19 protein-coding genes and 1 tRNA gene are annotated in these 20,810 nt (G+C 62.7%); 12 read left to right on the plus strand and 8 right to left on the minus strand.

Annotated elements, in window-relative coordinates:
* Positions 1-39: 39 nt before the first annotated feature.
* On the minus strand, positions 40-903 hold the full coding sequence (locus NZN28_RS01675; protein WP_295395028.1) for an ABC transporter permease: 864 nt from the start codon (positions 901-903) through the stop codon (positions 40-42).
* Positions 896-2,038 (minus strand): ABC transporter ATP-binding protein, encoded by a 1,143-nt coding sequence (locus NZN28_RS01680; protein ID WP_295395029.1) that lies wholly within the window; start codon positions 2,036-2,038, stop codon positions 896-898. The genes NZN28_RS01675 and NZN28_RS01680 overlap by 8 nt, the downstream gene beginning before the upstream one ends.
* A 173-nt stretch (positions 2,039-2,211) precedes the next feature.
* Here NZN28_RS01680 and NZN28_RS01685 point away from each other — a divergent pair.
* From NZN28_RS01685 to secD, 8 genes are all read left to right on the plus strand, one after another.
* Positions 2,212-2,298: transfer RNA gene (locus tag NZN28_RS01685), tRNA-Leu, on the plus strand.
* Between the two features lie 278 nt (positions 2,299-2,576).
* Entirely contained in the window at positions 2,577-3,035 is a 459-nt protein-coding gene (gene rimP / locus NZN28_RS01690) for a ribosome maturation factor RimP (RefSeq protein WP_295395069.1), read from the plus strand.
* 73 nt (positions 3,036-3,108) lie between these two features.
* Positions 3,109-4,293 carry a transcription termination factor NusA gene (gene nusA, locus NZN28_RS01695; RefSeq protein WP_295395031.1) on the plus strand — a complete coding sequence of 395 codons (1,185 nt, stop codon included), beginning with the start codon at positions 3,109-3,111 and terminating at the stop codon, positions 4,291-4,293.
* Positions 4,294-4,306: 13 nt separating this feature from the next.
* A complete protein-coding gene (locus NZN28_RS01700) occupies positions 4,307-4,597 on the plus strand; it encodes a YlxR family protein (RefSeq protein WP_295395033.1) in 291 nt (96 codons plus the stop codon).
* A 37-nt stretch (positions 4,598-4,634) separates the two neighbouring features.
* Complete coding sequence (gene infB, locus NZN28_RS01705; protein WP_295395034.1) at positions 4,635-6,350, plus strand: translation initiation factor IF-2; 1,716 nt, start codon at positions 4,635-4,637, stop codon at positions 6,348-6,350.
* Positions 6,351-6,425: 75 nt separating this feature from the next.
* The gene (locus tag NZN28_RS01710) at positions 6,426-7,163 is read left to right on the plus strand and encodes a hypothetical protein (protein ID WP_295395035.1); all 738 of its coding nucleotides are present in this window, start codon (positions 6,426-6,428) and stop codon (positions 7,161-7,163) included.
* Between the two features lie 30 nt (positions 7,164-7,193).
* A complete protein-coding gene (locus NZN28_RS01715; protein ID WP_295395037.1) occupies positions 7,194-7,514 on the plus strand; it encodes a hypothetical protein in 321 nt (106 codons plus the stop codon).
* A 182-nt stretch (positions 7,515-7,696) separates the two neighbouring features.
* The gene (gene secD / locus NZN28_RS01720; protein ID WP_295395039.1) at positions 7,697-9,976 is read left to right on the plus strand and encodes a protein translocase subunit SecD; all 2,280 of its coding nucleotides are present in this window, start codon (positions 7,697-7,699) and stop codon (positions 9,974-9,976) included.
* 103 nt (positions 9,977-10,079) lie between these two features.
* Here secD and guaA read toward each other — a convergent pair whose 3' ends face one another.
* From guaA to ftsY, 3 genes are all read right to left on the minus strand, one after another.
* On the minus strand, positions 10,080-11,606 hold the full coding sequence (gene guaA / locus NZN28_RS01725; protein WP_295395040.1) for a glutamine-hydrolyzing GMP synthase: 1,527 nt from the start codon (positions 11,604-11,606) through the stop codon (positions 10,080-10,082).
* A 477-nt stretch (positions 11,607-12,083) separates the two neighbouring features.
* Positions 12,084-12,734: a hypothetical protein gene (locus NZN28_RS01730; protein WP_295395042.1), complete on the minus strand. Its 651-nt coding sequence runs from the start codon at positions 12,732-12,734 to the stop codon at positions 12,084-12,086.
* 9 nt (positions 12,735-12,743) lie between these two features.
* Positions 12,744-13,658 carry a signal recognition particle-docking protein FtsY gene (ftsY, locus tag NZN28_RS01735; protein WP_295395043.1) on the minus strand — a complete coding sequence of 305 codons (915 nt, stop codon included), beginning with the start codon at positions 13,656-13,658 and terminating at the stop codon, positions 12,744-12,746.
* A 240-nt stretch (positions 13,659-13,898) separates the two neighbouring features.
* Here ftsY and NZN28_RS01740 point away from each other — a divergent pair, with 240 nt between their 5' ends.
* Both NZN28_RS01740 and NZN28_RS01745 read left to right on the plus strand, forming a co-directional pair.
* A complete protein-coding gene (locus tag NZN28_RS01740; RefSeq protein WP_295395044.1) occupies positions 13,899-14,861 on the plus strand; it encodes an L-threonylcarbamoyladenylate synthase in 963 nt (320 codons plus the stop codon).
* Between the two features lie 294 nt (positions 14,862-15,155).
* Entirely contained in the window at positions 15,156-16,010 is an 855-nt protein-coding gene (locus tag NZN28_RS01745; protein ID WP_295395045.1) for a hypothetical protein, read from the plus strand.
* Positions 16,011-16,026: 16 nt separating this feature from the next.
* On the opposite strand, the gene NZN28_RS01750 is transcribed toward NZN28_RS01745, so the two are convergent.
* The 3 genes from NZN28_RS01750 to NZN28_RS01760 form a co-directional block, all read right to left on the minus strand.
* Positions 16,027-16,638: a hypothetical protein gene (locus NZN28_RS01750; protein WP_295395046.1), complete on the minus strand. Its 612-nt coding sequence runs from the start codon at positions 16,636-16,638 to the stop codon at positions 16,027-16,029.
* 51 nt (positions 16,639-16,689) lie between these two features.
* Positions 16,690-17,085, minus strand: coding sequence for a Co2+/Mg2+ efflux protein ApaG (gene apaG, locus NZN28_RS01755; RefSeq protein WP_295395047.1), 396 nt, complete (start codon positions 17,083-17,085; stop codon positions 16,690-16,692).
* Positions 17,086-17,204: 119 nt separating this feature from the next.
* Positions 17,205-18,362 carry a class I SAM-dependent rRNA methyltransferase gene (locus NZN28_RS01760; RefSeq protein ID WP_295395048.1) on the minus strand — a complete coding sequence of 386 codons (1,158 nt, stop codon included), beginning with the start codon at positions 18,360-18,362 and terminating at the stop codon, positions 17,205-17,207.
* 506 nt (positions 18,363-18,868) lie between these two features.
* On the opposite strand from NZN28_RS01760, the gene NZN28_RS01765 reads away from it, so the two are divergent.
* Together NZN28_RS01765 and NZN28_RS01770 are read left to right on the plus strand one after the other, a co-directional pair.
* Positions 18,869-19,636 carry a nucleoside phosphorylase gene (locus tag NZN28_RS01765; protein ID WP_295395049.1) on the plus strand — a complete coding sequence of 256 codons (768 nt, stop codon included), beginning with the start codon at positions 18,869-18,871 and terminating at the stop codon, positions 19,634-19,636.
* A gap of 259 nt (positions 19,637-19,895) precedes the next feature.
* A complete protein-coding gene (locus NZN28_RS01770; RefSeq protein ID WP_295395050.1) occupies positions 19,896-20,798 on the plus strand; it encodes a M23 family metallopeptidase in 903 nt (300 codons plus the stop codon).
* The last annotated feature ends 12 nt before the right edge of the window (positions 20,799-20,810 follow it).

The following is a 20,810-nucleotide window of genomic DNA, read 5'->3' on the forward strand; positions in this document are numbered from 1 at the left end:
CGGGAAGGGCTTTTGGCCTTTGGCATCCGACGCTGGGCCTCATACCAGTTTGTCCAGCCCCCTCTCCCCCTGGGTACGGGCATAGAGCCACAGGCCCAGCAAAACCATGGCCATCAGCACCATGCTGGCCGCGCTGCCAAAGGCCCAGTTCTGCGCCGAGCCGAACTGGAGCTGGATCAGGTTGCCAATGAGCGTGACCTTGCCCCCGCCCAGCAAATCGGCAATCACAAAAGTACCCACTGCCGGGATAAAAACCAGCAAAAAGCCCGCAAAAAGCCCCGGCACCGTTTGGGGAAAGATGGCCTCCCAGAAGGCCCGGATGGGCCGGGCCCCTAAGTCGTAGGCGGCCTCGAGCTGGCTCCAGTCAATCCGCTCCACAGCGGCATACAGCGGCAGCACAAAAAAAGGCAGGTAGGTATAGACCGTGGCCACATACACCGCCAGCGTGGAGGGCAGCAGCTCGGCGGGCGGGAGGCCAAAGGCGGTGATCAGGCCGTTCAGCAGACCCTCCTTCTGAAACACCACAATCCAGGCATACACCCGAATCAGGAAGTTGGTGAAGAAGGGAATCACCACCAGCAGCAGCAACACTTCTTTGTGACGGCTCTGGGCGATGTAAAAGGCCAGTGGGTACCCCAGCAGCATGATGAAAACTGTAGACCAGAAGCCAATCCACAGGCTGCGCCCGATAATCTCCACAAAAAGCGGATCGGAGAAGAAGCGCAGGTAGTTGTGCAGGCCCAGTGGCGGCACCAGCTGGCCCAGGCTGCCCCGGCTCATCAGCGAGGCCACCAGCATAATGAGGGTAGGAATCAGGACAAACAGGCCCAGCCACAGCGCCCCCGGCCCGACCGTCAGGAGCATCTGACGCAGGCGCTCCCAGGGGGTTGCGGCCTCACGCATAGGGGTTGCTCCCTTCCAGGCCGCCCTGGATCACCACCAGTTTTTCCGGGGTGAGGGCCACCCAGACCTCCTCCTCGTAGGTGAACTCCTCGTGGCCGGGCTCCTGGATGTCCTGGTTGAGGGTGTCGCACATCAGCCGCTGGCCGTCCACCCGCAGCACATACTGGTTCTCCGAGCCGGTGTAGATGATGTCGTCCACCGTGGCCCTAAACACGTTGGGCAGGCTCGGCTTCTCCCGGAAAAGCCGGATTTTTTCGGGCCGGATGGAGAGCAGCACCTGCTGGCCCGGGGTGAGGGCGTCCTCGTCGTCCAGCACAAACTCGCCGATGGGGGTGCGCACCCGGCGCGGCTCCAGGGCCTGGGCCGGAATCAGGTTGGAGTCGCCGATGAAGCGGGCCACAAAAGCGGTTTTCGGAAGCTCGTAGATTTCCTCGGTGGGGCCTAGCTGCTCGATGCGGCCCTTGTTCATCACGGCGATGCGGTCGGACATCACCAGGGCCTCTTCCTGGTCGTGGGTGACGAAGATGAAGGTGATACCCAGCCGTTCTTGCAGGTTCATCAGGTCTACCCGCAGTTCCTGGCGCAGCTTGAGGTCGAGGGCCGATAAGGGCTCGTCGAGCAGCAGCACCTCCGGTTCGTTGACCAGGGCCCGGGCCAGGGCAATGCGCTGGCGCTGCCCGCCGGACATCTGGTCGGTGCGGCGCTTCTCATAGCCCGGCAGGTTGATGAGTTCCAAAGCCCACTGCACCCGCCGGGCAATTTCATCCTTGGGCATTTTTTTCATGCGCAGACCGAAGGCGATGTTTTGCTCCACGGTCATGTGGGGGAAAAGCGCGTAGTTTTGGAAAACGGTGTTGACCGGGCGCAGGTAGGGGGGCACTCCGGTCATGTCTTTGCCCCCAATGATGACCCGGCCCTCGTCGGGGGTGTCGAAGCCCGCAATCATGCGCAGCAGGGTGGTTTTGCCACAACCTGAAGGCCCCAGCAGGCTAAAAAACTCGCCGTCCCGAATCTCCAGGCTCACGTTGTCCACCGCTTTTTGTTCCCCGAAGCGCTTGGTGATGCCCTCGAGGCGCACGGCCACATTTTCGCCCAGTTTTCGGTCGCGGCGGCTGCGAAACAGGGTGGGTTCCACAGGGCAGAGTTTACGCGTTGCCTGGCCTGTGAGCAACTTTTTGAAGCCTTCCGGAATGGGAAAAATGCGGGCAGGGCTCGAGCCAGCCCGATACCCGCTCCCCAGATGGATGGCTGCCCGCCCATACCCCTTGACGAATAAAGCGGAACTGGCTAGTATTCTTTTTGCCCTGAGCCGGGATGGCGGAATTGGTAGACGCACATGATTCAGGGTCATGCGCCCGCAAGGGTGTGCAGGTTCAAGTCCTGTTCCCGGCACCAAGCAGCCCCTCGAACCCGAGGGGCTTTTGCATTGATCCGCCACCGGCGCAAGGCCTGGAGGGCTTGGCAAAAACCAAGCGAAAAGCGGCTGGGTCAAACCGGCAGCCGAAAAAAGCCATCGCAACCCGGCTCACTTTACCCTCTCATCAAACAGTGATATAAAGTTTGGTGATAGGAACTCCCAAGATCCGGGGGTGGGTTGCAAACCCACCCTTCTTTCTTGGGGAGGAGGTGATCCTGTGGAGCCGGATAATCCCCAACCCGAAGGGCCCGCCGCTGTGGGCAGCGGCCTCCCTCTGTGGGATAAACTGGCCGAAAGCGTCCTGTCGCCCCTCGGCTACGACGTCCTCGAGGCCAGCCTCAAGGGCGGCAAGAGCCGGGTGTTGCTGGTGCGCCTCGAGCGCAAAGACGAGGCACCCATCACGGTCTCGGACCTGGAGCGGGCCAACCGCGCCCTGGGGGCCGAGCTCGATCGGCTCGAGGCCCTCTTGCCCGAGCGCTACTTGCTACAGGTGGAGTCGCCCGGCGCCGACCGCCCGCTTTTCACCGCCCGCCACTTCGAGCGCTTTGTGGGGCTGAAGGTCAGGGTGCGCAGTACCGACGGCAGCTTTACCGGACGGGTGGGGCCGGTTCGGGGCGATACGGTGGAGTTCGTGCTTGAAAAAGGCGAAATCCGCACCCTCAAACTTGGCACCTTCAAAGCCCAGCTGGCAGAGTGGCCGGATAAACCGAGATAAGGCGGCCAGGGCAGAGCATCCAGGCTCAAGCGCCGCCCCCAGAAACCCAGGCTTTATAAAGGAGGCAAATTCAGTGAACAAAGATTTCGTAGACGCCCTTTCCCAGGTAGCCCACGAGCGCGGGGTCACCGCCGAAGAGCTCATCTCAAACTTCGAGGAGGCCCTGCGGCTGGCCTATCTGCGACAGAAGGGTTTTCGCCAGAAAGACGTGGAAGAAGAGGGCAAAGGCCCCATTGTGGAGGTTCACCTAGACACCCAGGAGGGCAGCCTCGAGGTGCTGGAAATCAAGCGCGTGGTCGAAACCGTTCAAGACCCCGACAAGGAGATAGACCTTGCCACCGCGCAAAAGTACGACCCCGAGGTGTCCATCGGCGAGGAGATGGAGTTCCCGGTAGACCCGGAGGAATTCAGCCGCATCGCCGTGCAGATTGCCAAACAGGTGCTCACCCAGCGCCTCAAGGAAGCCGAGCGCACCCGTGTCCACAACGAGTACAAAGACAAAGAAGGCGAGGTGGTAACCGGCAGTGTGGCCCGGGTGGACAACCGCGGCAACGTCTATGTGGAGCTGGGCCGGGGCGAAGCCCTGATGCCCCCCAAGGAGCAAATCCCCACCGAGCGGTATCACCCCGGTCAGCGCATCAAGGTCTACCTCAAGCAGGTGCAGCGCTCCTCCAAGGGCCCGAGCCTGGTGGTCTCCCGCGCCCACGAAGAGCTTCTGCGCTACCTCCTGCGCCAGGAAGTGCCCGAGATTGCCGAGGGCATCGTGGAGGTCAAGGCGGTGGCCCGCGAACCCGGTAGCCGCTCCAAGGTGGCGGTGATGAGCCATAACCCCAACGTGGACCCCATCGGGGCCTGCATCGGACACAAGGGTCAGCGCATCCAGGCCGTTTCCGCCGAGCTAGGCCGGGAGCGGGTGGACATCATCCAGTGGAGCGCCAACCCCAAAGAGTTCATCCGCAATGCGCTCTCCCCGGCCACGGTGGGGGAAATCGTGACCGAACCCGCCGCCACCGAGGATGGAAAGGGTCGCGCCACGGTGGTGGTGGCCAAGGATCAGCACTCCCTGGCCATCGGCAAGGCCGGTCAAAACGTGCGCCTGGCCTCCAAGCTGACCGGCTACGAGATTGACTTCGAGGAAGCGGAGGAAATCACCGACCTCGACGCAGCCATGCTCAAAGCCGCCGAAAAAGAAGAGGGCACCAAGGTCTCGCAAGACGCCAAGAGCCGCTTCGAGAGCCTGTTCAAGGACGGTGAGTAGGTAGGAGGGTCGCATGCCATCCGCTAAACACATCCCCATGCGCCAGTGCGTTGCTTGCCGAGAGCGCAGGCCCAAGCGCGAACTGTTGCGGATTGTGCTTACGGAGGCCGGCCCCGTCCTAGACCCCACCGGACGCAAGCCCGGACGCGGCGCTTATGTGTGCCCCGACCACCCCGAGTGCTGGGCTGAGAAAAAGCTGCGTCGCTTTGCAGGGACCAAAGCCCAGGAACTTTCGCAGGCCCTGCACATTATTCTTGGAAGCGTAACAAGTCAGGCGTCACAGGTCGGCAACCCTTCGACCTGAGACATGCGACCTGCGACAGATCAACCAGGAGGTCAGCATGGCAAAAATCAGAATCTATCAGCTCGCTAAAGAACTTGGCATGACCAACGACGAGCTGCTGAAAATCCTCGACGATATGGGGGTGGCGTACAAGTCCCACGCCAGCACCCTCGAGGAAGACACCGCCAGCGCCGTCAAGGAACTCATCGGTGAACAAAAGGTGGCCGAGGCTGCCCGCAAGGCGGAAGAGGCCCGCAAGGCCATTCCCCATCGCCCCCCGGTGGTGGTGATTATGGGGCACGTGGATCATGGCAAAACCAGCCTGCTCGACTACCTGCGCAAGAGCCGCATCGCCGAAAAGGAAGCCGGCGGCATCACCCAGCATGTGGGGGCTTTCGAGGTCAAGACCAAAGCCGGAACCGTGGTGTTCATTGACACCCCCGGCCACGAAGCCTTTACCACCATCCGCCAGCGCGGGGCCAAGGTGGCCGACATTGCGGTGATTGTAGTGGCTGCAACCGAAGGGGTCATGCCCCAGACCAAGGAGGCCATCGCCCACGCCAAGGCCTCCGGGGCCAAAATCATCTTTGCGGCCAACAAGATGGATCTGCCGGGCGCCGATATCAACCGGGTCTACCAGGACCTGATGCAGCTTGGGATGGTGCCGGTAGCGTACGGCGGGGACGTTGAGGTGCTGCCCATCTCGGCCAAGACCGGCCAGGGTGTTTCTGACCTGCTCGAGACCATTCTGCTGATTGCCGAACTTGAAGACCTGCGGGCTGACCCCAAGGCCGAAGCCCAGGGGGTCATTCTGGAGGCTCGGGTCGACAAACAGGCTGGGGTGCTGGTGAGCCTTTTGGTTCAGCAAGGCACCCTCAAGATTGGCGACTTTGTGGTAGCCGGTGAACACTGGGGCAAGATCAAGGCCATGTCCGACGCCGAGGGCACCCGGCGCAGCGAGGCCGGGCCGGGCAGCGCGGTGCAGGTGCTGGGGTTTTCAGAGCTGCCGGTCGCGGGCGAGACCTTCACCTGGGTGCCCGACCAGGTAGCGGCCAAGGAAATCACCGAGGAGCGCATCCTCGAGCGCAAGGCCAGCCAGGCCGCCCCCGAGCAAAGCCGGGCCCGCAACCTGGCCGACCTGATGCGCTCCATGCAGGAGGCCGAACAAAAGGAAATTAATCTGATTCTGCGCACCGATACCCAGGGTTCCCTCGAGGCCATCCAGAACATCCTGGCCAAGGAGTCCACCGAGGAAGTCAAGATTCACGTGCTGCTGGCGGGGGTCGGGGCCCCCAGCGAATCGGATGTGCTGCTGGCCTCTACCGCCCGGGGGGCCATTCTTTCCTTCAATGTCAATCCCAGCGGCTCGGTCAAAAAAATGGCCGAACAAAAAGGGGTTCCGCTGCAAAGCTTCCGCATCATCTACGAGTTGATTGACGAACTTCGCAAGATGGTCAAGGGGCAGCGGGAACCGGTGTTCAAGGAGGAAATCCTGGGCACTGCCGAGGTACGGGCCATCTTCAAGCTGTCTAGGGGCACCATCGCGGGCTGCATGGTCACCTCGGGCAAGATTGCCCGCAACGCCGATATCCGGGTTTTGCGCAAAGGCAAAGAAATCTGGAAGGGCAAAATTGAGGGCCTCAAGCGTCTCAAGGACGATGTCCGCGAGGTGGCCCAGGGCTTCGAGTGCGGCATTTTGCTGGATGGCTTCACCGAGTTTCAGGAGGGCGACATCCTCGAGGCCAGCCAGCAGGTCGAGGTCGCTACCGACTAGTCGGGCTGGCGGAGCATGGAAGCTTCCGCGACAACCACGCACCCCTGAAAGCCCCTTCCGGCTGCGCTGGTGCTTATGAAAAACTTCGCCCGGTGGCTTTTCAACCTGCTGTTCACCCTGATTCCAGTGTTTCTGCTGGTGGTGTTCTTTGTGAGCCTGTCCACGTTTTTCCGCGACCTGAACGAGTACCGCGCCAGGCAGGCTCAGGCCACCGAAGCCCGTCTGGAGACGGTTGGGTTGCGGGCTGTGGGAAACACCAGCTCCCAGAACCTGGCCCAGGCCCAGCGCATCGTATCGCGTCGGCTACAAAACCTGGGGGTGCGGGGCTTTCGGGTCAAGGTCGCGGGCAGCACCCTGACCGTGCGATTGCCTCCACTCGAGGCCCCCTTGCGAACGCGGGCCGAGGCTTTACTCACCCAGCGGGGCAATCTGGCCTTTCAGCTGGTCAAACCAAGCGCCTCCAACCGCTCCCTTGCTCAAATCCGACCCACCGACCTGGAAGCCCCCGCCCTGACCAACCGCGACCTGGACAGGGTACAGGCCACCCAGGGGGAGTCGGGCCGTCCGGCCCTGACCCTGCGCTTTAGCCGCGAAGGAGCCGCCCGGTTCGCCCACCTCACCTCGGCGCATGTGGGCCGCCGGCTGGCCCTGGTGCTGGACGGGCGGGTTCTGATTGCCCCCACCATTCGGGGCCCCATCACCGGCGGCGCGGTGTCCATCCAGGGCTTTAGCTCGGCCCAGGAGACCGAGCGCATCAGCGACCTGTTGCAAACGCCCCCCCTGCCGGTGCGGCTAGAACTGGTCAAACCCTGAGCGGCGTTATAAAGTAACCTGGTCGTATTTATGAAGCATTGGCTACGCTGGACTGCCCTCGCTACCCTGGCCTTGGTAGCCCTGGGGCCAGGGCTCTTCTGGTCGCCCAGCAAGGTCAAGGCTGGAAGCGGGCTGAGCCAGGGCTGGACTGCCGTTCCCCTCCCCCAATCACTGCTCGAGGCCAAGACCAAACTCAACCCCTTGGGCGCGGGCCTGATGGCCGTAGCCCTTGGGCTAACCACCCGCTACCGCCTTGCCCCAATTTTTTTACAAATCCCTGCATATTCAAACCCGACCTCCCATCCGCGGCTTTATTTGGTGTACGCTCGTCTACAAACCGACGGTGGCTAACGTCCAAGCCCTTCGTCAGTAAGCGTTGCATAAAGCCCATAGCTAAAGACTGAAGGCCTAAAGCTCTACAAAGCCGAGGATTTACAGGCAAAGGATCCTCAACATCTTCAGTTGACTCCCAGACTTCAGAACTCTTGACCCTCGAGGTTGCCTAGCCCTCGAGTCCCAACACAGGAAGCACCATGACCTACCGCTTGTGGAAAGCCGTTTTTCTGATTGGGCTGCTCCTGGCAGCCATCGTGGGGCTTTTTCGCCCCTGGGAAGCCCGCAACCCGCAAAACCCCCTGCTGCCGCGCGACGGCCTGATTCGGCTGGGCCTCGACCTGCAAGGGGGCCTGCGCATCACCCTTAAGGTGGTCAATCCCAACCCCGACCCCTCCGTGGCCAAGACCGAACTCGACGTGGCCCGCACCGTGATCGAAAACCGGGTCAACGCGATTGGGGTGGCCGAGCCTCTGGTTCAGGTGCAGGGCAACGACCGCATCATCGTGGAACTGCCGGGCCTCAAGCAAGACCAGCAGCAGCGCGCCCTGAGCCTGATTGGCCAGACGGCCCGGCTCGAGTTTCGCATCGTGAACCAGGGGGCCACCGGCACCACCGTAGCCCAGATAAACGAACAACTGCGCGACTCGGGTCTGAGCGGGGCCGCCCTGGCCGCTCGCCGGGCCGAGCTCGAGAAAAACCTCATCAAGCTGGAAGACTTGGGGCCGCCCCTGCTCACCGGGGCCGACCTCCGCACCGCCAATGCCTCCTTCGACCAGTTTGGCCGTCCTCAGGTAGACATGGAGTTTACCCCCGAGGGCGCCAAAAAATTTGAGGAGGCCACCCGGGCCAACGTGGGCCGCCAGCTCGCGGTGGTGCTCGACGACAAGGTCTTCACCGCGCCCAGCATCCGCCAGGCCATCGCCGGGGGGCGTGCGGTCATCGAGGGGCTTTCGGGCGTGCAGGAGGCCTCCGACATTGCGCTGGTGCTGCGCTCCGGCTCGCTGCCGGTGAAGCTCGAGGTGGCCGAGACCCGCGCCATCGGCCCCACCCTGGGCCAGGATGCCATCAACGCCGGCATCCAGGCCGGCATCATCGGCACCATCCTGCTTTTTGCCCTAATCTTCGCCTACTACGGCTTCTGGTTGGGGCTGGTAGCGGCTTTGGGCCTGGTTTACACCGCCGTCTTGCTGCTGGCCTCCATCTCCCTGCTGGGAGCCACCCTGACCCTGCCGGGCATCGCCGGTCTGATTCTGACCCTGGGGGCCGCGGTAGACGGAAACGTGCTCTCCTTCGAGCGCATCAAGGAAGAGCTCAAGATGGGCAAGAAGTTCCGCCAGGCCATTCCGGGTGGCTTCTCGCACTCCATCATCACCATCCTGGACGTCAACATGTGCCACCTGCTGGCTGCGGCTGCGCTCTACCAGTACAGCACCGGCCCGGTGCGGGGCTTCGCGGTGATGCTGGCCCTGGGGGTGGTGACCTCGGTCTTCTCCAACCTGGTTTTTAGCCGCTGGCTGCTGGAGATGATTGGCGACCGCCGCGAGGTCAGGCCCCCTTACTGGTTGTGGGGCACCCAGATTGACTTCCTGGGCATCGCCCGCTACGTGACCGTGGCTTCGCTGGGCCTGGCCGTCCTTGCCACCGGCATTGTGCTGACCAAAGGCTTCAACTTCGGCATTGACTTCACCGGCGGCACCGCCTTTACCATCCGGGTGCCCGACAGCACCCGCGCAGAGGAAATCCGCAGCTTCCTGGACAACGCCGGGATTGCCGAGGTCAAGGGGGCCGAGTCGGTCATCACCTCGCTTTCCAGCGTCAGCGGCAATGAGTTTTCGGTGCGGGTGCGGCAGGTGAGCGAAGAACAGCGCATCGAACTGGAGAAGAAGTTCCAGGAGGGGCTCAAGGCCACCGTTCTCCAGTCCGAGACGGTTGGCCCGGCCATCGGGGCCGAGCTGCGCCAGAACACCATCCTGGCGGTGCTGGTGGGGCTGGCCCTGATTTTGATTTATGTGGCCTTCCGCTTCGACTGGGTGTTTGGCGCGGCCAGTGTGATTGCGGTGGGGCACGACGTGGCGATTGTGGCCGGGATGTACAGTTTGCTGGGGTTGGAATTCTCCATTCCCACGGTGGCGGTTCTGCTGACCATTGTGGGCTTCTCCATCAACGACTCGGTCATCATCTCCGACCGCATCCGCGAAAACCTAAAACTGATGCGGGGTCACACCTACTACCAGATTGTCAACGCCTCCATCAACCAGACCCTCTCCCGCACGGTCATGACCTCCCTCTCGACCATGCTGCCCATCCTGGCCCTGCTCTTCCTGGGCGGCCCGGTGCTGCGGGACTTTTCGCTGGCCATCCTGGTGGGCTTCATCGTGGGCACCTACTCTTCCATTTACGTGGTCTCGGCCCTGGTGGTCTGGTACAAGACCCGCGAGCAGCAGCGCAAAACCGCCAGCAAAGCCCGCTCGGCCTGACCCAACCCCTGGTGTTTCGACCTTCCCTGAAACAGGGAAGGTATTTTTTTGTGGTTGTAATGGCTAGGTGGCTCCAGGTGAAAAACCGGGCTCGAGCTGGGGTTTACTCCCATTCAATGGTGGCCGGAGGCTTGCTGGTGATGTCGTAGACCACCCGGCCAATTTCGGGCACCTGGCGGGTAATTTTGCGGGCCACCTCGTCCAGAAAATCCAGCGGCAGGCGGGCCCAGTCGGCGGTCATGAAGTCAACCGTGGAAACCGCCCGCAAGCCCAGCACGTAGCCGTAGCTGCGCTCATCGCCAATCACCCCCACGCTTTGTATGGGGGTCAGGATGGCCGCCGCCTGGGAAACCTGGTCGTAGAGGTTCCAGTCGCGCAGGCTGGAGATGAAGATATCGTCGGCCCGGCGCAGGATGTCGAGCTTCTGGGGCGTCACCTCGCCCAGAATGCGAATCGAGAGGCCCGGCCCCGGAAAGGGGTGGCGCAGGCGGATGGGTTCGGGCAGGCCCAGCAGCAAGGCCAGCTCGCGCACCTCGTCCTTGAACAAGTAGCGGAAGGGCTCGAGCAGCTCGAACTTCAAATCCGGGGGCAGCCCGCCCACGTTGTGGTGGCTTTTGATGTTGGCGCTCCCCTCGCCGCTGCCCGCCGACTCGATGACATCGGGGTAGAGCGTTCCCTGGGCCAGCCACCTGTAGCCCTGGGCCGACAACTGCCGGGCCTCGCGTTCGAAAACCCGGATAAACTCCCGGCCCACAATCTTGCGCTTTTGCTCGGGGTCGGACACCCCCCGCAAGGCCGACAAAAACTGCTCGGAAGCATCCACCACCCGCAGGGCCTGGCCCAGCGGACGCAGGGCTTGCTCGACCTCGAGGCGCTCGCCCAAGCGCAACAGGCCGTGATCCACAAAGACCGCCGTGAGCCGCTCGCCAATGGCCCGGGCCAAAAGCAGGGCCAGCGTGGAGGAGTCCACCCCGCCCGAAACCGCCAGCATCACTTTGTCGTCGCCCACCCGGGCGCGAATGTCGGCAATCAGGTTTTCAAGGGTATGCTCTGCCGTCCAGTTGCGTTCCACCCCGGCAATCTCCAAGAAATTCTCCAGCACCTGCATCCCCTTGGGGCTGTGAACCACCTCGGGGTGAAACTGCACCCCAAAGGTGCGTCCGTCCGGTGCGGCAATACCGGCCACCGGGTTCTCGTCGGTTCGGGCAATCACGCTCCAGCCCGGGGGCAGCTCGGTTACAGCGTCGGAGTGGGACATCCACATCTGCAACTCGCCCTCCAGCCCGGCAAAAAGGGGGCCGCTGTGAAAGATCAGGCGGGCCTTGCCATACTCCCGCCGTCCGGCCCGCTCAACCCTGCCGCCGTAGTGCTGGCTCAGGTACTGCATGCCGTAGCAGATGCCCAGGATGGGCCAGCCCTGCTCGAGCACCCCCGGCGCAGGCCGGGGGCTGGCCGGGTCGAACACCGAGGCCGGCCCGCCCGAAAGAATCAGGGCCTGGGGGTTCTCGGCCCGGATGCGCTCCAGACTGGCCGTGCCCGGCAGTATGACCGAGTACGCCCGCAACTCCCGGATGCGACGGGCAATCAGGCGGGTGTACTGGGAACCAAAGTCGAGAATAACCACACTCATGCCAGAAGCATAAGGCCAGGGAAACGTGAGCGTCGAGGGCTATAGGCTGAAAGCCAGAGAGCTCCCCTCTGTTTGGCGAACCCACCGACCTTCAATTTCGAGGGCGCCGTCCCGGATAACCAGAGCACGCTCTCCCGCTCGAGCTACGGTTTGCTAAGGGTTGCTGGCCAGGGGTTCCGCAGTTGAAGCAGCGTTCACGCTCTTGATTTGGTGGACAGGCGTTCCCGTACCCAATCGAGGAGCATCGCCTACCACCCACAAATGGCAGCCAGATTCCGCCTCAATAGCAAAGGTTTCGGCCAGGATGCGAGAGGTCACTTATCCGTCCATCTTGTGAAAGAAGAGAGTGGCGGTCATCCGGTGAACTGGCCCCGGTTCTTGAGGGCTTGGCCCATCCCATCGGGGGCCGTTGCTTGGGCCTGCGTTTTGCGGGGCATTGTGGCTTTTATCGAGGACGGCCCCTCAAGTTGTCTGGGTTCAGCCCGCTAAGGCGTAGCGCACGAAGCGGCTTTGCACCTGGCCCGGCCATTCTGCTTCGGTTCCGGCCAGCCGCAAGAAGGGCCTGGGGTGAATGCGACCCAGCAAAGCTGCGCCAACCCCGCGGCCTAGCCGATTGGGCACGACCCCTGCCAGAAGCCCGGCTTCCCTGGAAACCAGGATAGCGCCCACCGCCTCCCCATACAGATAGCCCACAAACGCCTGGTTGTGAGGGTTCTGAAGCAGCTTTCCTACGGAATGGGAGAAAGGAAACCGCCACTCGGGGGCGTGGTAGGCTTCGGTAAGAATGCGGGCGATGCTCCAGGCTTCCGACCAGGGCACCTGCTCCGTCCAGTAGGCGCGGGGGCTGGGTTCGGGCAGGCAGAGCTCGAAAACGGCGGAAGGCTGGTAGCCATGCTCCAGCAAAGCGCTGGCGTCGTGGGCTTCGGGCAGGGTGAAGGCCGGCGGCGCCCCGATGGCCTGGAAACGCGCTTCGATACCCCTTTGGGCAGCCTCGGCATAGCCAAAGGCGGTGTTCGCCAGCAGCAGGGGGAAGCTGGGCTGGAGCAGGTAGGGAACGCCCCCTATCTCGCCGGAATGGGGCCCAGACGCCAGGGGACGGAATAGCTCGTAAAGGTTGATGCTTGCCACCGGGGGTAATCAGTCCAGCAGCGCTTCGACAAACTCGCCCGCATCGAATGGCTGCAGGTCGTCGGCTTTTTCGCCCACGCCGATAAACTTGATGGGCACACCCAGTTCCCGCACAATGGGCACCAGGACGCCCCCCTTGGCGGTGCCGTCGAGCTTGGTCACGATGACCCCGGTCAGACCGGCGGTCTCGTTGAATTTTTTGGCCTGCTCGAGGCCGTTCTGCCCTGTGACAGCATCCAGCACCAGCCAGACCTCGGCGGGCTCGCCGGGGTCGGCCTTGGCAATGGAGCGCTTGACCTTGGCCAGCTCCTCCATCAGGTTGTGCTTGGTGTGCAGGCGGCCTGCGGTATCAACCAGCAGCAGGTCAAGGCCCCGGGCCTTGCGGGCCGAAGCCGCGTCAAAAGCCAGGGCCGCAGGGTCTGAGCCTTCGGGGCCCTGAATGACTGGAATGCCCAGCCGCTCACCCCACAGGCCCAGCTGGGCCCCACCCGCCGCTCGGAAAGTATCGCCCGCACAGAACATCACGCTTTTGCCCTTGCTTCGGTAGTACTGCCCCAGTTTGGCGATGGTGGTGGTCTTGCCCACCCCGTTCACGCCCACCATCAAAATGACCTTCCCCTGGGGTTCCACAGTGGATTTTTTGGCGCTGGGGTTGAAGCCGGCCTTGCGGATTTTGGCCCGGAAGCGGTCGGGCTCGAGCTGCACCGTGAGGGCTTGCTTGAGGGCCTCCCGCAGGTCTTTTTTGCCCGACTGGCGGACTTCCTCCAAGACCTCCTGCGTAGCCTCAACCCCCACATCGGCTGAAATAAGGGCGAACTCGAGTTCCTCCAGCACCTCCTCGGGGCTTTGGCTCCAGGGAATGGCTTTGGTAAGGTTGTCACGGGTTTTGCTGAGGCCTTCCTTGAGGCGCTGAAACCAGCTCATAGAAAACAGTTTACCTTCGCACCCAGCCACCCGGTGCACAGCATTGGCCCTTCTCGAAGTGGGTACCAGCGGGCGATACCCCTCTGGGGGCCAATCCATTGAGCAGCACATGGGGCAGGGTCGTTGCAACAGGGCATGGCCGGATGACGCCGATTCGAACCCCGCATCGTGGGAGCACAGGCTGCTCCCTGAGCCAGCACCCCCGCAAACACCCCCGCTCTGCTATCATGTCGGGGTTGTATGGTTGTGCCACCTACCCCCGAGAACCTCGAGCGTGCCGCGCAGATAATCCGCCAGGGCGGCCTGGTGGCCTTTCCGACCGAGACCGTGTATGGCCTGGGGGCCAATGCCCTCGACGCTTCGGCGGTGGCCAAAATCTTTGAGGCCAAACAGCGGCCCAGCTTCGATCCGCTCATTGTCCATGTATCAGACCGGGCCATGCTGGCCGAGGTGGCGCGGGAGGTTCCGGCAATGGCCGAAAAGCTGATGGAGCGCTTCTGGCCCGGCCCCCTCACGCTGGTTTTGCCCAGGTCGGAGCGGGTGCCGGGCCTTGTGACCTCGGGGCTGCCCACGGTGGCGGTGCGGATGCCTGCGCACCCGGTGGCCCTGGAGCTGATCCGGCGGGCGGGGGTGCCGGTGGCCGCGCCGAGCGCCAACCCGTTTGGCTACCTGAGCCCAACCCGCGCCGAGCACGTCGAGCGAATGCTGGGGGAGCGGGTTGACCTGATCCTGGATGGGGGAAGAACCGCCTTGGGGGTCGAATCCACCATTGTTCTCATCGCCGAAAGGCCGGTGTTGCTGCGCTATGGTGCGGTGACCGTGGAGGAGCTGGAAAGCATCCTGGGTTCCGTGGAGTTGCAGGTTCGCAGCCTCGATAAACCGCTGGTACCGGGCCAGCTACCGCAGCACTACGCCCCCCACACCCCAATATGCATTGCGCCCCCCGAAACCATCCCGCTCGAGGTTCGCAAAAAGGCCGGCTACCTGGCCTTCCAGCACGTGCCCAAGGGGTTCAAGGTGGTCAAGGTTCTGTCTCCAACCGGCAGCCTGGTAGAAGCCGCCGCTCATTTGTTTGAAGCCCTGCACCAGCTAGACCGGCTCGGCCTGGAGGCCATCTACGCCGAGCCGGTGCCCGAGGAGGGGCTGGGCCGGGCCATTATGGACCGCTTAAGACGGGCCTCTAGCACAGCGGCCCCCTCCTGACCCGCTTTCCACTGCCCTGAAAGCGGCGGTGATGGCTGCCCAAGGGTCGGCCAATCAATACAAGTGCGCTTTTGAACCCTTCAGCAGCGTTCTCTGTGCCCCCGGCCTCGCTGCCTTGCGTAAGGGCGCAGGGCACCCCAAAGCGGAGGTGAAGGGGGAGCAGACCGATCGCCCAAAAACCCTGTTCGGAAGGGAAATACACGACTGCCCGTTCAAAAGTGAGCCTTCGCACGCAGCAGAGGTTATATATTGACGAGTAGTTGGTTGTATCCGACGGGCATTTGGGAGGTTGAGTTGGCGGCGCAACCCTCGTCAAACGACATTCTTTCCGTATTACGCCTGTTGATCCGGGGCAAATTGCCGGTAGAGCGGGTTGCAGGGAAGCGTTGGGGCTGGCTCGAGGACGCTCTGGCCTGGGCCGGGTTTTCCGGTCTGGTGATTGTGGAGCTGCCTGGGGGTGAGCTGGCCCGGCTGCTGTACCACCAGGGGGCGCTGGTTTACCTGGCCTGGAAGGAGCATTCTCCTGGCGAGGGGGCTGCCAAAATTCAGCAGACCGCCCTCCAAGCCACGTTTTCGGTCTATCCCTTCGACGAGGCCCGGCAGACCCTGGCTCTGGCGGCAGTAGATGGGGTCATTGTGCGGTCGGGACAGCCCCTCGAGGCGCCCCCTGCCCGTTTGTGGAGGGAATTTCAGCGCCGGCATTTCTCCGGGGTTCTGGCCCTGGAAGACCGGGCCATCCTGCACATCACGCTGTTTCAGGACGGCATTGTTCGCCTGGGAGCCGAGCCGCCCGTAGGCTTTGAACCCAGCCGCCAGATTTTGATTGCCTGGACCCAGCGCGTCCCCGAAAGGCTCAACCTGAACCTCCAACCGCTCAAACCCTGGCCCTCCAGTAGCCTGGCATCTCCCAACCCCCACCACGAGGCGATCTGGAATCTGGTTCATCAAGCCCTCGAGGCCCACCTGGGCTTTCAGGCTGGGCTGGTCGAAATGCGCCTGAGACGTGAGTTATACCATCTGGAGGCCCAAGAGCTGATTGAGAACCTGGTCGCCTGGCTGGCCCAACACAAGCACCCTGGCCTGGCCCGAGAACTGCATCAACAGCTCTACCGTGTGCAGTACCGGGCCTTTTACGAGCATTTTGACTGAACCGGCCCAAGCGCCTTCAACCCCGATGGCGCTCCAACTGCACCAGCCGCATGACGGCCAGCTGGGTAAAGGCTTCCCATTCTTCCGGTACGGCCTCGATGGGCTCCAGCAAAAACCGCCGCTCGAAGATGGAGCGCTGCTTGCGGATGCGGTAGCGGTTCTGGCCGTAGGAGTCGGCCACCAGGTAGGTGGGGTTGAGGAAGTAGAGCAGGGCCCCAGCCACCACCCACCCAATCAGGGGGATGTCGTCTATAAGCCCCGCTATGCCTTCGAATACCTTGATCCAGGGGTTTTCTTCCTGCACGTGGTAAATCACGTTGCCCTCTGCATCCTTGACGAAATAGCGGGTGCGCCAAAGCGAGTTCCAGCCGTCGTTTTCAAAGCTGCCCAGAAGCTGCCCGCTGGCGTCTCGGATTATGTGCTTGGCTCCAAAGCCCATCACCCGGTCGGCCTCGAGGGTGTAGAGCAGTTGCCTTTTGCTTTTGTCAGCAAAGACCGAGGTGGCCTCCCGCAGGGTAAAGATTTTCTGCTTGAAGGTTAGCAGATTGCGCCCCTGGGCGTCCTCCAGGTGCAGCTCGGGGGAAAGCACAAACAGCGGCCATCGAACCTGCCAGGGATACGAGCTCATGTTCACCAGCCTAGCAGCCGCCCCCAACCAGGGCGAACAGCTTTGACCCAATCAGTTGAGGGTGCGCGGGCTTGTGTCGGGAAGCCTCAGCGCAAAGGCCGGTATTTCGACGCGGAACAGTTGGCCCAGGGTGTTCTGGAAGGTGTAGTAGCCCTGCATGGAACCCGGTGGGTGCGCAATGGGACAAAAGCTGTTGTACTCGTAGCTTTGCCCGGGCTCCAGGATGGGTTTTTCACCCACCACCCCCTCGCCCTGCACGTGCCCTACCTCGCCGTTGCCGTCGTAGATGAACCATTCGCGGCTCAAAAGCTGAACGGTTTCAGTGCCCCGGTTTTCCAGGGTGATGAAGTAGACAAACACGTGCTGCCCCGGCCTCGAGTGCGGTTCGGCATACACCACCCGAACAGCCACGTGAATATCGTTGCGGATAGGCAAATCCCGTGCCATGACTCCAGTTTAGACCGCTCGCACAAATCGCGCCCTTCACAGACGTGGCCACCTGGAACAGCGGACACTTCCACGAAAAGCACCATGGGAGGGCTGTCCCCAAAGGTGCTACGACCACCCTACAAGGGGTCGTCCTGGAAAAGGATGGTCTTGAGATAAAGCGACTCCGGCACGTGCAGACTCCAGGGGTGGTCGGGGGGGTTGTATTGAATGGCATGCACCCGCAAGCGGCGGCCCTCGTCGGCGGCGGCCCGGCGGGTGACCTCGAGCAGCTCGTCCACCCCCAGGTAGTAGGCGCAGCTCGAGAGCCAGAGCCACCCGTCCACGTCCAGCAGCCGCAGCGCAGGCCGCAGCAAATCCACCAGCAGCCGCTTTACCCTGGGTAGTTCGTCCGGCTTCTTGACCAGGGTCGGAGGGTCCAGCAGCACGTGCTGGAAGGGGGGGGTCTTGCTGCGGGCCAGGCTATCCAGCACTTCTAGCGCGTCTCCCTGGCGGATGTCCACCGGCAGGCCCAGCCTGAAGGCGGTTCGGTCGAGCACCCCCAGGGCCTCGAGGTCTTTGTCCACCGCCAGGGCATAGGCTCCCTTGCGGGCCGCCCGCAGCGCAAAGGCCCCCACGTAGCTGTACACGTCCAGCACGCGCTGACCTGGCTGCACCATCTGCTCCAGCCGCCTGCGGTTTTCGCGCTGGTCCAGGTAGTAGCCGGTTTTTTGCGCCAGGGCGATGGGAATCTGGAAAACCAGCCCATCCTCGTCTACATTCAGCACTGCTGGCACTTCTCCATAGAGGACCCCAACCCGCTCAGGCAGCCCCTCCTGCCGACGGCTGTCCGTGTCGGAGCGCTCGTAAAGGCCCACTGGCGCTGCTGCCTCGATCAGTGCGGGCAACCAGGTCTCGCGCAGCGCCTCCATGGCCCGGTTGCGTACCTGCACCACCAGTATCTCGCCAAAGCGGTCCACCACCAGCCCCGGCAAGCCATCGGCTTCGGCATGAACCAGGCGGTGAAAATTGCCCAGCCTGGCGCGTTTGGCCCTGGCCCGCGCAAACCGATGGAGAAAGAATTTCGCATCCAGGGGCCCCTCCTCAAAACGGTAGACCCGCAGGGCCACGCGGCTCCTGGGGTCGTAATAGCCCACACCCAGAAAGTCGTTCTGGTGGGACAGTACCCGCACCACCCCCGGCCTGTCGGGCGCCGACTCGAGTTCGTCGGCAAACAGTCCGGGATAAAAGTTGCGCACCTTTTTGTCTTTGCCCACCTTGGCGATGACGCAGTCCACCCCCTGAGCATATCGCGCTCTTCACAGACGTGGCCGCCCACGAAAACGCGGATGCGTCTGGGCCGAGACGCATGTTTTCGAGTTTCCAGGCGGCCACTGTTCTGTTCAGAACCAGGCTTTCTCGAATTCGAATCGTAATAGGTGAAGAGCGCTCTTAAGAAAAATCCTTTTTTGGGCTCGAGCCGGGCTTTTGCTCAGGGCGTGTTCAGCTTCGATGGTGGGTTGCGATGGCAGCGCAAGGGTCGTCGAGTCAGGCCATGCCCCGGTCCTTGCGGGCCGGTGTAAGCCAACGGAGCATTGGGCAAGGCCAAAGGCGGGCGAGTGTTGGAATGGGCCTACCGTCCTGGTTGCGCTTTGAGTAATGCTGCCAACGGAATTTTTACATCGGATGGCCTTACGGGCAACGGCGGCCACAATGGGGCCTGGCCGGGTGAAGCGACGCGGCATCCGCCCAGGTCGGCCCGTGGCCACGGGCTGAATCGGCCATGAGGTGCGATAATGAGCGCATGGCAAGGCTTTACCACATCGGCTTTGGGCCCGAAGACCTGGGCGAAACCCCACCCACCCTGGCCATTCTGAGCGGCGACCCCAACCGCGCCACCCAGATTGCACAGACCCGGCTGAGCCAGACCCGGATTCTTTCAGAAAACCGGGGTCTGAACAGCTATCTGGGCTTCCTGCCCAACGGTCGCCCCGTCCTTTCCGCCACCAGCGGCATGGGAGCGCCAAGCCTGAGCATTGTGGTCAACGAGCTGATACAGGTGGGCATCAAGACCATCATCCGGGTCGGCACCAGCGGTTCCATTCAGGAAGATGTGCTCCCCGGCAGCGTGGTGATCTCCAAGGCGGCCCTGTGCCGCCAGGGGGCCGCAAACGACATTGCGCCGCTCGAGTATCCCGCCAGCGCCGACCCTTTCCTGACGGTTGCCCTGGTCGAAGCCGCAGAGCGGCTGGGGGTGGAGTATGCGCTTGGTATCACCGCTTCGGTCGACACCTTCTACGAAGGCCAGGAGCGCACCGGTTCGGCCAACCCGCACCTGCTGCGCACCCTGCAAGGCATCACCGAAGAGTACCGCCACCTCCGGGTGCTCAACTACGAGATGGAAGCCGGAACCCTGTTCAAGATGGGCAACGTCTACGGGTTTGCGGCGGCCTGCATCTGCGGCATCATCGCCCAGCGCACCCGGGCCGAGCAGGTGGTTCTGGAAGCCAAGGACCAGGCCGTGCAAAGGGCCATTGACGTAGCTTTGGCGGTCGCCGAGCGCTTCGCCTGAGGGGGAGCCGTGCCGGGTTGAGGGTGCAGAAACCAGGCTTGGAAGACGCGGCGCTTCAAATTGAAGTACGGGCCACAAAATAGACCTTTTCATGTAACGCTTCTAGCTCCGGGATTGGTTCTCATTTTGCTACCCCCATAGGTTCAAGAAAATGACCTGCTTATGCCGTTTTCACCCCACGGCCTGGATGAGAACTTTAACGTAACGGGTTAAAGCGCCCTTGACTTTTGTTACATGACTGCGTTACTTATAGCACCTGATGCCGCTTCGCCGTCACCCCGTGCGATACACCCTGTGGTTGGCCCGAACCGGCGCAGCCCCGCGCACCTTCTCCCTGCCGGTGTGGATTCCGGTGCTGGTTGTGCTGGTGCTGCTGGCCTGGAGCGGTCTGAATGTCTGGCTCTGGCAGCGCACGGCGGAGATGCGCAGTTTGCAAATTCAGCTGGTCAGTTTGTCGGATCAGGCCCGCAAGCTCAACAACCAGCTCGCCGCCGAGCGTACCCGCAACAACGCCCTGAGCCAGGATGCCCAGAGCATTTTGAAGCAGTTGCAGGTGCTGGAAAAAGAGATCAATACCCTGCGTGAGCGGGCCGGAATGCCCAAAATCAGGCTGGTGCCCACCCGCAACGAAGGCGGGGGGCGCGGCGGTGCTTCGGCGCCAGCCGAGCTCGAGGAGGTGCTCAGGTACGCCAGCCAGCAAACGGCGGCCTTCAGCAACAAACTCAGCGAGGTCTCCCCTGCCCTGACCGAAACCCTGAAGCGCGAGGCCGCCACGCCCTACGGCTACCCCCTTCGGGGGCAAACCCGCATCACCTCGTACTTCGGCTACCGTCGCAACCCTTTTGGCTGGGGTTTTGAGTTCCACAACGGCATTGATTTCCCTGCCGCCTATGGCACCGCCGTGCGGGTCACCGGGGCCGGCGAGGTGGTTGAGGCCGGGTGGAAAGGGCCGTTCGGCCTGGCCGTGGTGGTGGATCACGGCTACGGCTACCGCACCCTGTACGGCCACCTATCCTCGGTTTCGGTAAGGGTCGGAGAGCGCCTCGAGCGCGGCGACCTGGTGGGGCTGGTGGGCTCTACGGGTCGTTCAACCGGCCCCCACCTGCATTACACGGTTTTTCGCAATGGAGACGAAGTAAATCCCGCCGGGTATCTGGACTAGCCAGCGCATCAG

This window comes from Meiothermus sp. (genome assembly GCF_025056915.1).
Classification (GTDB): Bacteria; Deinococcota; Deinococci; order Deinococcales; family Thermaceae; genus Meiothermus.

What these genes read in the sequence shown, in the direction of transcription:
- NZN28_RS01675 (WP_295395028.1), bottom strand. Translation starts at nt 903, where the DNA reads ATGCGTGAGGCCGCAACCCCCTGGGAGCGCCTGCGTCAGATGCTCCTG.
- NZN28_RS01700 (WP_295395033.1), top strand. Translation starts at nt 4,307, where the DNA reads ATGCCATCCGCTAAACACATCCCCATGCGCCAGTGCGTTGCTTGCCGA.
- infB (WP_295395034.1), top strand. Translation starts at nt 4,635, where the DNA reads ATGGCAAAAATCAGAATCTATCAGCTCGCTAAAGAACTTGGCATGACC.
- NZN28_RS01710 (WP_295395035.1), top strand. Translation starts at nt 6,426, where the DNA reads ATGAAAAACTTCGCCCGGTGGCTTTTCAACCTGCTGTTCACCCTGATT.
- NZN28_RS01715 (WP_295395037.1), top strand. Translation starts at nt 7,194, where the DNA reads ATGAAGCATTGGCTACGCTGGACTGCCCTCGCTACCCTGGCCTTGGTA.
- secD (WP_295395039.1), top strand. Translation starts at nt 7,697, where the DNA reads ATGACCTACCGCTTGTGGAAAGCCGTTTTTCTGATTGGGCTGCTCCTG.
- guaA (WP_295395040.1), bottom strand. Translation starts at nt 11,606, where the DNA reads ATGAGTGTGGTTATTCTCGACTTTGGTTCCCAGTACACCCGCCTGATT.
- ftsY (WP_295395043.1), bottom strand. Translation starts at nt 13,658, where the DNA reads ATGAGCTGGTTTCAGCGCCTCAAGGAAGGCCTCAGCAAAACCCGTGAC.
- NZN28_RS01740 (WP_295395044.1), top strand. Translation starts at nt 13,899, where the DNA reads ATGGTTGTGCCACCTACCCCCGAGAACCTCGAGCGTGCCGCGCAGATA.
- NZN28_RS01750 (WP_295395046.1), bottom strand. Translation starts at nt 16,638, where the DNA reads ATGAGCTCGTATCCCTGGCAGGTTCGATGGCCGCTGTTTGTGCTTTCC.
- apaG (WP_295395047.1), bottom strand. Translation starts at nt 17,085, where the DNA reads ATGGCACGGGATTTGCCTATCCGCAACGATATTCACGTGGCTGTTCGG.
- NZN28_RS01765 (WP_295395049.1), top strand. Translation starts at nt 18,869, where the DNA reads ATGGCAAGGCTTTACCACATCGGCTTTGGGCCCGAAGACCTGGGCGAA.
- NZN28_RS01770 (WP_295395050.1), top strand. Translation starts at nt 19,896, where the DNA reads ATGCCGCTTCGCCGTCACCCCGTGCGATACACCCTGTGGTTGGCCCGA.